11 protein-coding genes and 1 tRNA gene are annotated in these 14,370 nt (G+C 62.7%); 4 read left to right on the top strand and 8 right to left on the bottom strand.

Going from position 1 to position 14,370, the window contains the following annotated elements:
• Nucleotides 1–12: 12 nt before the first annotated feature.
• Nucleotides 13–2,811, bottom strand: coding sequence for a DUF4214 domain-containing protein (locus GJ700_RS36170; RefSeq protein ID WP_154381271.1), 2,799 nt, complete (start codon nt 2,809–2,811; stop codon nt 13–15).
• A gap of 92 nt (nt 2,812–2,903) precedes the next feature.
• A complete protein-coding gene (locus GJ700_RS30720; protein ID WP_154381269.1) occupies nt 2,904–3,293 on the bottom strand; it encodes an ASCH domain-containing protein in 390 nt (129 codons plus the stop codon).
• Between the two features lie 230 nt (nt 3,294–3,523).
• Between GJ700_RS30720 and GJ700_RS30715 the strand changes: the two genes are divergently transcribed.
• The 3 genes from GJ700_RS30715 (at nt 3,524) to GJ700_RS30705 (ending at nt 6,894) form a co-directional block, all read left to right on the top strand.
• Nucleotides 3,524–4,885, top strand: a complete 1,362-nt coding sequence (locus GJ700_RS30715; RefSeq protein WP_195764061.1) for an HD-GYP domain-containing protein — start codon at nt 3,524–3,526, stop codon at nt 4,883–4,885.
• 140 nt (nt 4,886–5,025) lie between these two features.
• Nucleotides 5,026–6,093, top strand: coding sequence for a sensor histidine kinase (locus GJ700_RS30710; RefSeq protein ID WP_195764060.1), 1,068 nt, complete (start codon nt 5,026–5,028; stop codon nt 6,091–6,093).
• Between the two features lie 3 nt (nt 6,094–6,096).
• Complete coding sequence (locus GJ700_RS30705; RefSeq protein WP_154381263.1) at nt 6,097–6,894, top strand: LytR/AlgR family response regulator transcription factor; 798 nt, start codon at nt 6,097–6,099, stop codon at nt 6,892–6,894.
• A 147-nt stretch (nt 6,895–7,041) separates the two neighbouring features.
• Here the strand turns inward: GJ700_RS30705 and GJ700_RS30700 are convergent, their stop codons facing one another.
• From GJ700_RS30700 to GJ700_RS30680, 5 genes are read right to left on the bottom strand one after another with little or no spacing between them, the layout of a single operon-like run.
• The gene (locus GJ700_RS30700) at nt 7,042–8,055 is read right to left on the bottom strand and encodes a hypothetical protein (protein ID WP_154381261.1); all 1,014 of its coding nucleotides are present in this window, start codon (nt 8,053–8,055) and stop codon (nt 7,042–7,044) included.
• A complete protein-coding gene (locus GJ700_RS30695) occupies nt 8,052–8,798 on the bottom strand; it encodes an outer membrane lipoprotein-sorting protein (RefSeq protein ID WP_154381259.1) in 747 nt (248 codons plus the stop codon). Before GJ700_RS30695 ends, GJ700_RS30700 begins: the two co-directional genes overlap by 4 nt.
• Nucleotides 8,791–10,029: an ABC transporter permease gene (locus GJ700_RS36355; protein WP_371868211.1), complete on the bottom strand. Its 1,239-nt coding sequence runs from the start codon at nt 10,027–10,029 to the stop codon at nt 8,791–8,793. The genes GJ700_RS30695 and GJ700_RS36355 overlap by 8 nt, the downstream gene beginning before the upstream one ends.
• Entirely contained in the window at nt 10,019–10,735 is a 717-nt protein-coding gene (locus GJ700_RS30685; RefSeq protein ID WP_371868210.1) for an ABC transporter ATP-binding protein, read from the bottom strand. Before GJ700_RS30685 ends, GJ700_RS36355 begins: the two co-directional genes overlap by 11 nt.
• Nucleotides 10,732–11,391 carry a hypothetical protein gene (locus tag GJ700_RS30680; protein ID WP_154381257.1) on the bottom strand — a complete coding sequence of 220 codons (660 nt, stop codon included), beginning with the start codon at nt 11,389–11,391 and terminating at the stop codon, nt 10,732–10,734. The genes GJ700_RS30685 and GJ700_RS30680 overlap by 4 nt, the downstream gene beginning before the upstream one ends.
• Nucleotides 11,392–11,568: 177 nt before the next feature.
• On the opposite strand from GJ700_RS30680, the gene GJ700_RS30675 reads away from it, so the two are divergent.
• Nucleotides 11,569–11,644, top strand: a tRNA-Asn gene (locus GJ700_RS30675).
• Nucleotides 11,645–11,698: 54 nt separating this feature from the next.
• Here GJ700_RS30675 and GJ700_RS36165 read toward each other — a convergent pair.
• Nucleotides 11,699–13,627 (bottom strand): DUF4214 domain-containing protein, encoded by a 1,929-nt coding sequence (locus tag GJ700_RS36165; protein ID WP_154381255.1) that lies wholly within the window; start codon nt 13,625–13,627, stop codon nt 11,699–11,701.
• Between the last annotated feature and the right edge of the window lie 743 nt (nt 13,628–14,370).

The raw sequence follows: 14,370 nt of genomic DNA, 5'->3' as shown, positions 1-14,370 counted from the left end.
GACAGTTCCATGTCAGTACGGACCGTAATAGTTATAGGAAATTCCCTCACCAATAATCTTCGCCACGTTTTCCATATTCTCCTTGCTCTCGGCAAAGGTGTTCAACATATCCAGCTGCGTGGCGCCATTGCGATTCAATAAGGCCACCCAGTAGCTATAGCCATCCGGTTCCGGATCGCGGTGCAGGACGTTGTGGTACAGGCGCGTGACGAAATCCGCATTGGACGGTTGCTCGCCGTACAGTTGTTTGAATTCGTCCGACCCCATGAAGAATTTCGCCATTTCCGCCATGGTTTGCCCCCGGTCCGCGTTGCCCAGCCAGAAGCGGAAGCCGTAGGCGTCGGGCGTGCGGTCATAGGCTGCCTGGTACAGGCGATAGACCTTGCCTGCATTGCCGTTGGCGTCGACGTCATACGCGACGCGGGTGATGTTGTAGCTGAAGACGAGTGGCAAGACTTCGCTGTACTCGATGCGCTCCACGTTGGCGATGGTGTCGACGTCGCCCGTGATGCTGTTTTCCACGCGCAGCACACCGTCGCTGCGCGTCACGCGGTAGTTGGCAAACGCCGAGTCGTAGTGCGCCCAGTCCAAACCGTCGCCGCCATCGAGCTTGTCGCTGCCCGCGCCGCCCGTCAGGTCGTCGTTGCCGGCGCCGCCGATCAGCGTATCGTTGCCGCCATTGCCCACCAGCCTGTCGTTGCCGCCGCCGCCGTCGAGGTAGTCATTCTGGAAGCCGCCGATCAGTTCGTCCCGGCCCGCGTCTTCGATGATGGTTTCGCCCTGGCTGGTGCCGGACGGGTGGATGCCCTGGGCGAAGTTATCGTTGGTCAGCGCGGCCATTTGCGTGTTGCGCAGGATGACCATGGTCTTGAATTCGCCGGCGCCGGCCGGACCGTCCTTGTCCACCTGCAGCCAGGTATCGGCGCCTTGCTGCTGCAGGCGCAGTTGCCCCGTCAGGAACAAGTTGGCGGGGTGGCTGGTATCGCTGAAGAAGGTGAACGGGTCGACAATGTCGCCATCCTTGCCGGTGGCGAAATCCGTGATGGTGACCGGCTTTTCCAGCGTTGACGCGAAGGTGTAGCGGTCGCGGCCGGCGCCGCCAGTGGCGGTGACATCGGTCTGGATGCCGGTCACGGCGATGCGGTCATTGCCGTCGCCCGCATCGATGATGGCCGAGCCCTTTTCAATGGTGACGAAGTCGATGCCCGCGTCGCCATACACGCGGTTGTCGCCGCCGCTGAGCCGGATGTTGTCGTGGCCGGCGCCACCATGCAGCACGTTGCTGCCGCTGCCGTCGAACAGGTAATCGTCATCGTCGCCGCCATCGAAGGTATCGTCGCCATCGTTGCCGGTCAGCGTATCCGCGCCATTGCCGCCACGCAGCGTGTCATTGCCGGCGCCGCCGTTGATGGTGTCGGCATCGTCGCCGCCATCGAGCAAGTCGTTCCCGCCCAAGCCATCGAGACGGTCCTGGCCGGCGCCACCGGACAGGGTGTCGGCCATTTGCGAGCCGGTCAGCGTATCGTTGCCGCCGGCGCCCTGCAACTGGAAGCCGGTGCTGCTGCCGTCCGGCGCCAGGTAGCCGTCGAAGTCGCCGGGGCCAAGCGCCGCCAGCGCGACATTTTCCAGGATCAGATAGGGCGCAATCACCGACTTGCTGCCGGCCGGGCCATCCGGATCGAGGGAAATCACGGTGTCGGCGCCACGCTGTTCCGCGTGCAGGTAGCCGCCCGCAAACGGGTTGCCGTTGGGGTAAGCCAGCTTCACGTCGGGTAAGTCCAGCTTGTCCTTGCCCGGTTCGAAATCCGTGATGGTGTGCGTCAGGGGCTCCGATCCGCCGGCGAGGAACTGGAACGTGTCGCTGCCCGGGCCGCCCGTCAGCACGGCCTCCAGCTGAGCGAGGTCAGGCCGGATTTCGAAGAAATCGTTGCCGGCGCCGCCGTCGGCAACGCCCTTGCCGGCGGCGCTCCAGCCCGCCAGTATCAGCTTGTCGTCGCCGGTGCCGCCCAATAACGTGTCATTGACGCCGCCCCGCAGGTCATCGTTGCCGTCACCGCCATCCGCGGTGGAACCGTCGCTGGCAAACACCCTCAACTGGTCGTTGCCGGCGCCGCCCCGCAACGTATCGTGGCCATAAAGGGCATCCAGGTAGTCGTTGCCGTCGCCGCCTTCCAGCACGTCGTCGCCCGTGGTGCTGCGCAGGTTGTCATTGCCGTTGCCGCCCCGCAGCGTGTCGTTGCCGTCGCCGGCATATTCCAGCACACCGGGATCGTTGTCCGCCAGCCAGTCATCGCCATCGCCGCCGTCCAGCACATCGTCACCCAGGCCGCCATTGAGCGTGTCGTTGCCTATGCCGCCAAACAGCGTATCGTTGCCTTCCCAGCCGTGGATCAAGTCGTCGCCGCCGGCGCCATTCAGCACATCGTCGCCGTTGCGGCCATTGATTTGATCGTACAAATCCGTGCCCGTGACGATCTGCGGCTCCGTGCTGCGGATGATGCTGAATGCCGTGGATTCGTAGTTGTTGAAGGTTGCGCCGTCGATGGACGTGAGGGCGCCATAGGACACAATGATCGAATACCCATGCCCATACAGCATGTCCGGCAGATCCACCAGCACCTTGTTGCCAGTGATGGTAACGAGCGGGCTGCGAATATCGATCGTCACTGCCGAGTCGTAGCCGTGGTAAATCTGGATGGAGCCCCAGCCGGCGGCGACCGGTTCGCTGAAGCCCAGCTCCAGGCTGGCGTTGGCTGGAATGTCGGTGTTGTTACGGTAGGGATAGATCGAAGTGAGGGTCAGGTAAGCCATGCAATAATGTCTTGGGAAGTGCCAAATCAGCACAGTTAATTATTTTGCAATTATAGCCGCGTGTGGACCTGACGAAAGCCGGTATTCCCGTTTCAAACTTTTTTGTACGTTCCCAGCATTTCCACCACCTTGAACTGCTCGCACACCAGCTTCATGGCCGGCGTAAACCCGCCATTGCGTGCAAAGTGGCGCGAATGGGAAATGCGCCACGCGTCCAGTGACGGCTCGCCCTCGGCACGGGCGAATTCTTCCGTGACTTCATCGAACCGGCACGTGACGACCGCCACGGTTTCCACGGTGCAGGCGGGAACGCCGTCGCCATCGAGCACCACGTCGCGCTTGCCCGGTTCGGGGATAGGCGTGCCGGCCGCGGTGAGCTTTGCCAGCGGCATGCAGGTCGCGGTTTTCCTGCCGGCGAGGACCAGCATCAGCATTTCTTCAGCCAGCATGGCCAAAGCGCAGTGAGAAGAGGTATTCGACATGGTGAAACCTCACAGAGTGGGATGTTCCATTGTAGCGTTGCTTAAGTAAAAGGCAATCTTTTAACAACGCGCAAAGTGGGGAGCCTGCAATTATGTTGGGCCCGTGACTAGATGGTATGCGCTATTTCGACTAATTGCTATGTGGAAATGTAAATTTCCATACGGCAATGAATGGTGCTATCATAACGATAGTTAATCAGCTTTCCGTCACAACCACCGAGGTAGCCGCGATGTCCGCCCTGAACGCACTCCCAGTCAACAAACATTACCTTGGCAAGGTAATGGACGTGGCCGAGACCATGGCGGTGGAAGTGATCGTCGACATCCTCGACGTGCGCGGCATGAAACTGGTGGCCAAGGGCGCCCGTGTCACGCGCGCCCTGCAGGAAAAGCTGATCCTGCATAAGCTCAAGCGCCCGTTTGAAAGCTGCGTGCGCGTGCGCGACGGCGTGGACGCCAACACCATCGTTGCCATTGCCGCGCGCCTGATCGATACCAGCCCGCCCGTCGCCCATATCCTGCGCGCCACCAGCACGGGCGGCTCGTCCGCGCTGGCGCACCTGTCGCGCATGGAGTTCGGCAATGCGCTGTCGCTGATGCTGACGGTCTCCCAGCGCAACGGCGCCAATGCGCTGGAACACGCCGTGCTGGTCAGCCTGCTGTCGATCTGCATGGCGAAAAAGCTGGGCCTGAGTGAAAACGACGTCACCATTGCCGGCCTGGCCGGCCTGCTGCACGATATCGGCGAACTGTATATCGACCCCGCGTACCTGGCGCGCGGCAAGCGCCTGCTGCCGCACGAATGGTCGCACATCGTTGTGCACCCGCGCATCGGCCAGATGCTGATCGATGAGCTGGGCGGCTATCCCGCCGCGGTCGGCCGCGCGGTGGCGGAACACCACGAACGGTATGACGGCACGGGTTATCCGCGCCAGATTTCCGGCAACCAGATCAGCGCGGCGGGGCAGGCGGTGTCGGTGGCGGAAATGATTGCCGGTGTGCTGTTGAAAGACCACCCGTTGCAACGGGCCGAACTGGCATTGAAAATCATCCCCGGCGAACACTCGCACGAATTGCTGTCGGCCATTTCCGGCGCGTTGCGCATGGCCGGCCCGGAGCAGGGCGGCGACGTGCGCGCGCTGGGTGGCGAAAGCGTGGAGCGCCTGTTCTGGCGCATTTCGACCATCCTGGAAATCGGCAGGAACCTGCTCGAAGGCCCGGCCGCGAAATCGCCGACCACGCGCCAGTTGCTGGACACCACCGTGGGCCGCGTGCGCCATATCCAGCGCGCCTTCATCAGCACCGGGCTGGATGTGTATGTGCGCCAGCAGCCCGGCTTCAACGGCGGCTGCGACGAATTACTGTTCGAGCGCGAAGTGGCTTGCCGCGAACTGCAATGGCGGCTGCGCGACATTGCGCGCGACGTGGCACTGCACACCACCACCCCCGACGAAAAAATCGTGCTGGCGCCGCTGGTGCGCATGCTGGACGATGACCGCTCGATGGCCGCGCCGGCGCCCGTGGCGCCACCGCAGCCGAAGCTGTTCACGCCGCCCGCCAACGTCGCCAGCGTACGCCGCTACGGCACCTGAGGCCCTTGAGGCACCGGGATTCCCGGTCTCGCTCCGCCGGCAACCGGTTTCGCGCCGCCACGCAACGGTTTCGTCGCATCCGGGTTGCCTTTACGCTAACGGCACGCGAGAATGCGGCATCCTTCCCCATGTACGCCGTCATGACTGCCCAGAAGTTATCCACGTTTCCTTTCCACCGCCTGGCGCGCGATTTTTGCTATGCGATGGTGTTCAATGTCGCCTGCGCGCTGGTGGTGACCTATGTGTTGAAGTCCGACGGCAACTTCGTCAGCAGCCTGATCATCTCGACCTGCATCGGAACCACGGCGTTCCTGCTGATCGACGGCATCCGCCTGTCGATCTGGGGCGAGTCGGGGCGGCCCAACTGGCTGGTCTTTGCGCTGATCATTGCTGCGGTGGCGCCGGTGGCGCAAATGGCGGGCGGCTGGCTGGCGGGGAAAATCCTTGGCTATCCGTTGACCGGTTTGTTTTCGTTCACCAGTGCCGGCGGTGCCAGCAGCCTGGTGATCACCCTGATCGCGGCAGGTTTTGCCACGGTCTTCTTCGCGCACCGCGAAAAAGCCATGCGCGCGGAAGCGGAACTGGCGCAGGAAAAAGCGCGCACGGAAACCGTGGCGCGCCAGGCGCTGCAAGCGCAACTGCAATCGTTGCAGGCGCAGATCGAGCCGCACATGCTGTTCAACACGCTGGCCAACTTGCAGGGCCTGATCGCGATCGATCCGCCGCGCGCCCAGCAAATGCTGGACTTGCTGATCCAGTACCTGCGCGCCACGCTGACGTCGTCGCGCGCCGGCAGCAATACGCTGGAACAGGAGTTCGCGCAGATGGAAGCGTATCTTGGCCTGATGCAGATCCGTATGGGCGAGCGCCTCAGCTATTCGTTCGACTTGCCGCAAGCACTGCGCGCGCACGAAGTGCCGCCGATGCTGTTGCAGCCGCTGGTGGAAAACGCCATTGCCCACGGACTGGAACCGAAGATCGAAGGCGGTCACGTCGCCGTGGGCGCCGCGCTGCACGACGGCGCACTGGCATTGACGGTGCAGGACAATGGCCGTGGTCCCGACGCGGGGCCCGGCAAGAAAGGCACCAACGTGGGGCTGGCCAATACGCGCGAACGCTTGCGCGCGCTGTATGGCGACCATGCCAGCCTGACCCTGGAACCCGCGCAGCCGCAAGGCGCGCTGGCCCGCATCACCTTACCGGTTTAACTTATGACCCTGCACGCGATTATTGCCGAAGACGAACCGATCCTCGCCGCCACCCTGGCGCATGCATTGCAACGCCTGTGGCCGGAGTTGACGATTGCCGCCACCTGTCCGCACGGCGTGGCCGCCGTGGAAAAGGCGCTGGCGCTGCGTCCCGATGTGCTGTTCCTGGATATCAAAATGCCCGGCAAGACGGGCCTGGAAGCAGCCGAAGAACTGGCGGAATTGTGGGACGGCGACAAGCCGTTTCCGCAAATCGTGTTCGTGACGGCCTACGACGAATATGCGGTCGACGCCTTCGACCGCGAAGCAGCCGATTATGTGCTGAAACCCGTCACGGATGCGCGCCTGGCGCGCACCGTGGAGCGCCTGAAGGCACGGCTGTCCGCCAAAGCGCCGGGCGGCGGCCTGGAAGATTTGCTGGGCCAGATGCGGGCGCTGATGCCGGCCCTGGCCGGTGCGCCCGCCGCCGCGCCGGAACGGCTGACGGTAATCCGCGCGGCGGTCGGCAACCAGGTGAAAATGATCCCGATCGGCGATGTCGTGTATTTCGAAGCGCTGGATAAATACGTCAACGTGGTGACGCAGGACAGCGAGGCGCTGATACGCACCAGTTTGAAGGAATTGCTGCCGCAGCTGGACGACAAGGTATTCTGGCAAGTACACCGGGGCACGATCGTGAACGCCACGTGCGTGCTGTCGGCGGTCAAGGATGAAGCAGGCAAGCTGGCGCTGCACATGCGGGGCCGCAGCGAGAAGGTGCGCGTCAGCCCGCTGTATGCGCACCTGTTCCGCCAGATGTAGCGCAATCCGACCCGCGCCTTGTAACGCGTAGGGCGGTTTCGCGCCAGCGAAGCCGCCATTGCCAGCATCCCGACAAAACAATCGCCAGTGGCCACGCCAGCACGGCGGCCTTGTAAAGTCCGCCCTACATAGCGCAAGCGCCACCGATCAGAATGCATACTGCAAAGTGGCGACTGCCACATTGCGCGCCACATGGCTGGCCGCACCACTGAAATGCCGCAAGCTCGCACTCAGTAGCCACGGCGACGCCTTCCACGTGGTCCCCACGGAAGCAACGCGGCTCCCTCGATACGCCCCCTGGCCAGGCTGCCACAGCACATCCGCCGCCACCTCCAGATCTCCCTCGGTCTGCGACGCCCGCAGCAGCACGTTGCGCTGCCGCCCCCGCGCCGCAGTGCGATCCACCCATGCCTCGCCCAGCACGGAAAACTTGCTCTCCGTGGTCCACGTCAACCCCGCCAGCGCCTTGCCGCCGCCGTCAACACGCTGCCACCGTGGCGGCGCCGTGCGGCTGACGATCCACTCGTCATGCCGCTGTTGCAGCAGCACCGACCCATGCCATTCCAGCGCATCGCTGGCCACATGGGAAAACGACACGCCTCCTTCAACCCCATTGCGCGCCGATACCCGCAGCACCGCATACTGGTCGGTGGAACCCTGCTGGCGGTACAGGCGCACCGCCAGCGCGCCATCGCCTTTCGGCTGTTCGCGCTTGCCGTGCCCCGGATTGGTCCACACGATGGTAACGGCGCGGCTTTCATCAAACGCTTCCCACGCCAGCATGGGAACGCCTTCCAAGGTCACGGGATTCAACGCGCGACGGTCTTCCTGCTGCACCACGTCCAGCGGCCGGAACGCATAGCCGACATCCCAGCTCATGACTTTTTTGCCGGCCGTGGCGAAGCCGCCGGCCAGCGGCCGTTCCAGCGACAATTCATTCACGCGCAGCACGTCGCCATCGCGGGTGTCGTGCCGCGCCGTGACAACACCGCGCAGCAAATCCGTTTGCCAGCGCAGTTCGCCCATGCCGAAGCCATGGTTGGCGCGGTTCGACGCGGTTTCCAGCGATTCGGTCTGCGCCCGCAGGTAAAACACGGTACTGTCTTCGGCCAGCGCGGCATGGGAAAACGCCAGCAGCGCGCAACTGATTAAATGCTTCATTGGACGTTGTTGTCGTTGCGGCTCAAGTACATCGGGTTGAACAATTCATCGCCAAACTGGCGCGGCTTGCGGCTGACGGTTTCCACCAGTGTCACGCGGCTGGACTGCACTTCATCGACCAGCTTCATGACGGTGACGGCAGGGCGCCCGTCGCGCTGTTCCACCTTGAAGTGCGCCTGTTTCAGCTTGCGGTCGGACGCGGCATACAAGTCCGCATGCACGGGCCGGGAATCGCTTTTCGCCACTTGCAGCACGATGCGCTGGTAGCTGAGCGACTTGCGCAGCGCCGTCAAATCCAGCTCCAGGCAAGGCACGCCATCGACCTCCAGTTCGCGCACGACAGTTCCCTGGTAATCGCCGGACCATGTCATATTGGCGATATCGCCCGTCGATGCTTCGCCCAGCAGTTTCTGCATGGGCGTGATGCGCATCGGGCGTGCGCTGCCCGGCGCAAGCAGCCAGAAATCATCGCCCGACATCAGCACTTTCAGTCCCACTTCGCCCGGCGTACGCGCCAGCACCAGCGACTTGCCGCCCGGTTTCACCAGCACCTGGTAGCGCTTCTCCTTGTCCGGCTTGCCGCCCTTGAAGGTTTGTACCAGCGTTTCCACTTGCGACGATGCGTCAGGCAAGCGATAGGTGTCGGCTTTTTTCAGGATGGCTTCCGCATCCAGCGCGGACGCCGAGGCAGTGGCGCACTGCGCGGCCAGCAGCAGGGCGGTCAATATGGAAAATTTAAACATGGGACAGCGCCTCCACGACGGATTGATGGGCAGCCCTGCGGCTGATGAACCACGATGCGCATGCGGACAGCAGCGCGACGATCACCACGGCGCCCGCATACATCGGTGCCGAGACCGCGACGGCCAGCGGATAGCCATCGGTGCGTCCCGGCGGTGGCGGCATCTGCACGCCGGCCACCAGCAGGAACAACGCAATGCCGCCCGCCAGCGCCATGCCGGTCACCGCGCCGCCTGTCCCCAGCGCCATGCCTTCCAGTGTGAATACGCGCATCACTTCACCCGGCGTGGCGCCCATGGCGCGCAGGGTGCCGATTTCACGCGTGCGTTCCATCACGGCCATCGCCAGCGTATTGGTGACGGAGAACAGCACGATCACCAGCACGATCAAGCCAAGGAAGCCGAAGATGCGGTCGTACAGGCTTTTCACACTCTTGTAGAACATGGCCTGGTCCAGCCATGTGCGCACGTCCAGGCTGGCGCCATGCTGTGCGCGCAACTGCGCCGCCGTGCCGTCGGCCAGTTCCAGGTCGTTCAGGTACACGCTCAGGGTGCTGACCTTCTTCGTTTGCAGCAGCGTTTGCGCGGTCGACAGGTCCACCATGGCGAGGCGCTTGTCGATGTCGGCAATGCCGGTGCTGACGATACCGGTCACGGTCACGTCGGCCGCGTTGAGGGCGCCGTTGACCGTGGTCGACATCAAGGTCAGCGCGCTGCCCGGCTGCACATTGAGGATTTTCGCCAGCCCTTTGCCGATCACGATGCCGGGCGCGGTTTTCCCGTTGGCCTCCTGGGCATCGAGCAGTTCGCCCGCTTCGCGCTTCATGAACGGGCCTTTGACGACGAATTCCTGCGTCGCGTCGACACCGGTGCCGAGGAAGATTTCGCTCTTGTCGCCATTACTGATCAAGCCGGAAAATTGCAGGCGCGGCAGCACGCGCTTGACGTCCGGGCGCGCCAGCAATTGTTGCGCCAGCGATTCCGGCTGTTCCAGCCCGTGTTCCAGCGGCAGGTTGTCGATGCCGTCGAAGTGGCCGGGGGCGGCGATCACCAGGTGGCCGGTGTCGCGGGCGCTGGCCTGCGCCAGCGACTGGTAGGTGTACAGTGCGAAGCCGCCGCCCAGCAGCGCGGCGGCCGTGCCGGTGGCCGTGATGGCCAGCGTCACCAGTGAACGCCGGCGGTTGCGCATGGCGTTTTTCAGCGCCATCGACAGCCATTTGAATTTAGTGAACACGGCGTTCTCCCTCCATCAAGATCCCGTCGTTCAGGCGCAGCGCGCGGTCGCAGTGGCGCATCATGCGGTCGTCATGGGTGGCGACCAGGAACGTCGTGCCATGTTCGTGCGCCAGTTCGCGCATCAGGCTGACGATCTGCGCCGCCGTCACGGCGTCGAGGTTGGCGGTGGGTTCGTCGGCAATCACCAGTTGCGGGCGTTTGACGATGGCCCGGGCAATCGCCACGCGCTGGCGCTGGCCGCCGGACAACTGGTCGGGCCGGTGCTTTTCCTTGCCTTCCAGGCCGACGCGCCGCAGCGCATCGTGCACGCGGCGCTGCCGTTCCGCCGCATCGATCCCCAGCAGGTACAGGGGGAATTCCACGTTGTCATAGGCGTTCATGACCGGCACCAGGTTAAAGCTCTGGAACACGAAACCGATGGTCTGGCGCCGCAGCGCCGTGCGGCGCACGTCGTCGGCCGCGGGCAGCGGTTCGCCGCCGAACAGCAGTTCGCCGTGATCGGCCGTGTCGAGCAGGCCGCACAGGTTCAGCAGCGTGCTTTTTCCGCTGCCGGACGGTCCCGTGACGGCGGCAATCTCGCCCCGCACCACGGCCAGTTCCACGTCGCGCAACGCGTGGATGGTGTTGTCGCCCAGCGTGAACGATTTGCTGACGCCGCGCAGCGACATCAATGGCTGGCTGATTGGATCACTGAGGCGGTTCACAGGCCCAGCTCCTTCAGGCGGCCGGCGGCGCGCTGGCCTTCCGGCGCTTGCGGCGCCAGTTGCACCAGTTGCTTCAGGTACGCCGCTTCGTCCGGCGCGCGCTTGTCGGCGGCGGCGGTTTTCGCGGCCAGCGCGTACAGGCGGGTGCGTACGGGCACGGGCGCCTGTTCGAACACGGGCGACTTCAGCGCCGCATCCAGCGCGCGTTTGCCGGCCGCGCGGCGGTTCATGAAGTCGGGCAGGTTCAGCAAGGTGGAGGCCGCCACCATGCGCGTTTCCACGCTTTCCGGCGAACCGTTGAACAGCGCCTCATCGTGCGCCGGCGTCAGCTGCGCCAGCGCCTTCTCGATCGCATCGGCGCCATCTTCCGAATACTTCATCTTATTCCACGGCATCAGCGCATCGCGCCCGGCCAGCGACGTCGCGGACCCGGCATAGGCGGCCAGCAGCGGATGGCCCGGATTGGCCGCCGCCATGTGCGTGAAGGCGCTGATGGCCGCGTCGCGCGCCTTGCCATCGCCGGCCAGGGCGGCCATGAATTGCTGGCGCGCCTCCACGAAGCCGTGCGGCGCAACTTCCTGCGGCGCGGCCGTGGCCAGCGCGCAGGCAAAGGCAGCGGCGCTGCCGAAGATGAGGGCGAGGATGGTTGGTTTCATGGCGGTCTCCTTGGGTGGTCGATGGAGACAGCTTAGGGAGGGGCGGGCAGGGTGGCGACCGCCATGCGACGAAACCGGGATTCGCGGGAGCGAAGCCGGATTGGCCGGGATTGGGAAAAAATTAAGTATCGGGACCCTTTGCAAATCCGGAACAGGTCGCTATAATTCGGCCTCCTTTCCCTGATAGCTCAGTCGGTAGAGCGACGGACTGTTAATCCGCAGGTCCCTGGTTCGAGTCCAGGTCGGGGAGCCAGAATACAGAAAAGCCCAGCCTTCACCGGCTGGGCTTTTTGCTTTGCGCGCAAACTCAGGATGGGCTTACTTCATAGGCAAAGCCATCCCCGATGATCTTGGCGACATTTTGATAATTTTCCGGGCTGGCGCTGAAGTAAAACAGGGCCTCTGCCGTGGTGACTTGCTTCTTGTCCAGTACATCGATCCAGTATGCCTTGCCTTGCGCATCCGGCTCCCGGTGCAAAATATTGTGGTACAGGCGGTTGACCAGCTCTGTATTGGATGGGGTTGCGCCAAACACCTGACGGAATTCATCGGAGCGGGTGAAACTGTCGGCCACCATGAGGGTGTCGAGGCCCTTATCCACTTTGTTCAGCCAGTAACTGAGGCCGGCGATATCGGGCTGCCGATCAAAGGCGGCTTGGTACAAGCGGTAAACCTGCCCGGCATAGCCGAAGAGCCCGACGTCAAGCGCCCAGCATTGATCGGTAAAGATCAGCCGCTCGACGTGTGTCAGCGTATCGGTTCCCAGTGCGCCTGTGGTGTCCTGGACTGTCCAGTATTCCGGGGCCGAAAAACGCTCATGCGTGAGCCGGACCTTGGCAAAGGGTGTGTCGTAATAGACGCTGTCCAATCTTCCGCTGTCCTGTGCCCACATGCCGTTATCGCCATCAATCCAGTCGTTTCCTGCGCCTCCTTCCAGCATGTCATTGCCGTCGCCGCCATACAGCGCATCGTTGCCGCCCTGTCCGGCCAGACGATCGTCGCCGTCGCCACCCTCGATGAAATCGTCGCCGGCCAGGCCATCAACCTTGTCATTGCCATAGCTGCCGTACAATGCGTCATTGTAGATGCCGCCCGTCAGCTGGTCGGCGCCAGCGCTGCCCGTGAGCGTGATTCCCCGCTGTCCTTGCCAGGCTGTTACGCCGTACGCCAAATTGTCGGCTGTGAGCGCCGTAGTCTGCGTGTTGCGCAGGATGGCGATAGTTTGCAACTGGAACACCTGGCCTGCTTCGCCATCGCGGTCGACTTGCAGCACCGCATCCGCGCCATCCTGCCGCCAGGATACGTGGCCGGTGGTGTACAGGAAATTCGCCGGCGGAACAACATTGGTCACTTCACCCACGTTCGGCATTGCCGGGAAATAGAGTTGCACGTAAGGGTCGATGACATCGCCGCCTGCGCCTGTCGCGAAATCGGAAATGACGAGTGGCGCCGACAGGTCGGGGGCGATCTGGAACCTGTCGCTGCCGGCACCGCCATGGGCGGTCGTGACGGCATTGATCCTGTTGGCGGCAATGAAGTCGTTGCCATCGCCGCCGTCCAGCGTGCCGCTGCCGCCCCAGATGGTCAGGTTGTCGTCCCCGGCACCGCCGAGCTGAGTGCTGATACCGTGGGATGCATCCAGCCAGTCGTCGCCCATCCCGCCATCGAGCAGGTTAACGTCGGACTCGTCGAAGCCGGCGGCTGACAAGCTGTCGTTGCCGTCGCCGCCCAGCAGCGTGTTGTTGCCCCCGGAATCATTGATGTAATCATTGCCGGCGCCGCCGTCCAGGCGATCGTTGCCGTTGCCACCGCGCAGGTCGTCGCGGCCGTCTCCTCCTGACAGGACATCGTCCCAGGCGGAACCGATCAAATGGTCGTCGCCGCTGGTTCCCGTCAATTGCAACGGATGGGGACTGGCTCCGGTGGTAAAGAAGTGCTCAGTTGCCTTCAGCGGTTCGCCGGTTTGCGCGTTGGTCACGACACCATGAAACAGATATAACTGGTAATTGCTGCCATAGGCGAGGTCTTGCGGCGGATTGATGGTCAGGGTATTGCCGGAAATTGTCACATACCGGCTGACGCCGATGTCTTCAATGAACAGCGGACTGCCGAACAGGTCGATACGAACTGTGCCTTCCCCGGCCGCAATAGGCATATCGAACGTGAGAACAATATTGCCGGAAAGGTTCAGCGTGTCGTGCGTGTTGGATACCGAGAGCAGGGTGGGGGAAGTCATGGAATGGTGGTTGGTCTGGTTGCTATTTTTGCAATTTTAACTTGGCTTGTTGTGTAGGGCAAAATGCGCGAAGAGGCAGGATTGGGGCGGGGTCGCACGACTATCATCCTGGTTGTTTGTCGCGTTTCGGTGATCGCTCAGCCTGGAGTGCGATGGACTGTTAATCCTCAGGTCCCTGGTTCGAGTCCCGGTCGGGGAGCCAGAATACGCAGCAGACCCAAAACCCAGCCCTGACCCGGTTGGGTTTTTTGCTTTTTTTGGCCAGTTTATCGGACGCTAAGAAGATGTTGCGGGGGGGGGGGGAGGCATCCCGAGGGCATGACATTGCGGAGGCGTCCGCGCGACACCAGCGATGCTCAATTAGGAATGCAGGACGCCTTGAGACCCCCTCCACTTTCTGAACCAGTTTCTTACGAATCGAAAGCTTGCAACTCAGTCAAGTTTCAAAAGTAGATTTTTCTAGATGCCCGGCAGTATCACAAGCGCGACGCGATGTAGCGAATTATGTTGAAGCAAAAGCGCTGCTTCCCAGTAAATTCGAGGCGATTTATGATCACGCACTGTCAAAAATGCAATACAATTGTTCGATGCTATAGAAGCGCTCCTTCGATAACAAGAGTGGATTGCGCCTACTAAGCCAATTAGCACGATGTTGTTTGCTCTGGCGAATATCGGGTGGTGCAGATCGAGCTTAGTAGTATTCGAGAAGTCGCCCGAACATGTTAAAGATTGCGAGAGTGATA

Source organism: Pseudoduganella rivuli (genome assembly GCF_009674485.1).
Taxonomy (GTDB): Bacteria; Pseudomonadota; Gammaproteobacteria; order Burkholderiales; family Burkholderiaceae_D; genus Rugamonas; species Rugamonas rivuli_B.
This window is presented reverse-complemented; position numbering and strand designations above follow the sequence as displayed.